Raw genomic sequence first — 1,293 nt, 5'->3', positions numbered from 1 at the left:
CCACCTTATCCCCCTTAAGATACCGACGGTAAATGCCGGTCATGATTGTATCAACACGTGACTCATCAAATTGCATTAAGAACTCGGTATACTCGTTTAATGCTGGCTGTAATCGTTTGTCCCGCACACGTTTAATCGCATCAGCTAACGCCATAACATCTAGCGGGTTAATTAATTGTCCTAATTTTTCGTCAATTAAGTAATCTGCCATGCCGGTTCCCTTAGCGCCAATCATGTATACCCCATCGATTAGCGCATTAAAGCCACCCATGCCAAATCCTTCTCGTAGTGATGGCATGACAATCATGTCTGCAGCGTAATGTAAATCTTGTAAATTCGCCTGATATCCCAAAAACGTTACTTGCTGCGACAAGCCAAGCTCAGTTACTAACCGTTTAGTTGTTGCTTCAGCCGCTCCGACCCCAGCAAAGAATATCTTTATCTGTGGATTTGATAGTGCATGCACTGCTTGCAAGAGTGTTGCTTGATTTTTGCGAGTACTAAACTCACCAACTTGAATGATTGCAAAATCATCGCTAGTTAAGTCAAGACATGCGCGCATCCGTTTGCGAATCGATAATCGTGTCACTGGCAAAACGGCTAATGACCGCTGCACTGGCGCACCAATACTGGGCAAATACGTGACTCTTTGTACCGGTAAGAATCGGCTAACAGCCTCATCGGTGTGATTAATGACTAACAAATGTTGCGTCAGCCAAGCCAAGAACCACTCAATCGGAAAGACTAACCAGTTTTTAAGTGGTCCACCTCGAAAGAAATGAAACCCATGCGCCGTATAAATGACTGGACATCCCGTACCCCACGATGCCAACCGCGTTAAAGCTGCCCCAATCGGCGAATGGACATGTATCAAGTCATACTGATTTTCCCCAATTAACCGACGTAATTGTGTCATCACTTAGTAGTTCACCATCAAACGCCCAAGTCCACGATCAAAATTAATTTGATGTAAGACAATTCCCATTTCCGTCAAATCCATAATCAGTTGACAATTGGTCTGGTCATCCACAGTCCCAAAGTTCTCAAAATCAGCTGCCACATGGACTTCAGCTCCTAAGTTAGTCAAAATCGCTAAATTCCGCATATTAAATTGTTGAATCATGTTCGCCTTGGCGGCTACCATTAATACCTTTTTCAAACCTAATCCCCACTAACCTACGCCTTATCAATATCAGACTGTTGCAGGACCTTAATTAAAGTCGCCCCAACAATACTAGCATCGTGCGTAAAACTGACTTGCTTGGCATACGTACCGTCATACTTTGCTTTTTG

At 43.7% G+C, this 1,293-nt stretch carries 2 protein-coding genes; both read right to left on the bottom strand.

The window, feature by feature from the left end; translation table 11 throughout:
* Window positions 1-916: glycosyltransferase (locus tag WEIDD23_RS13345; protein WP_242865355.1), on the bottom strand; the 916-nt coding region annotated here is incomplete at its 3' end.
* Between the two features lie 3 nt (window positions 917-919).
* On the bottom strand, window positions 920-1,159 hold the full coding sequence (locus WEIDD23_RS00970) for a hypothetical protein (RefSeq protein ID WP_156469522.1): 240 nt from the start codon (window positions 1,157-1,159) through the stop codon (window positions 920-922).
* Window positions 1,160-1,293 lie beyond the last annotated feature (134 nt).

Origin of the sequence: Weissella sp. DD23, assembly GCF_001579105.1 — a bacterium.
In the GTDB taxonomy this organism is placed as follows: Bacteria; Bacillota; Bacilli; order Lactobacillales; family Lactobacillaceae; genus Weissella; species Weissella cibaria.
Note: the sequence above shows the minus strand (reverse complement) of the source record. Positions and strands in the feature narration are given on the sequence as shown.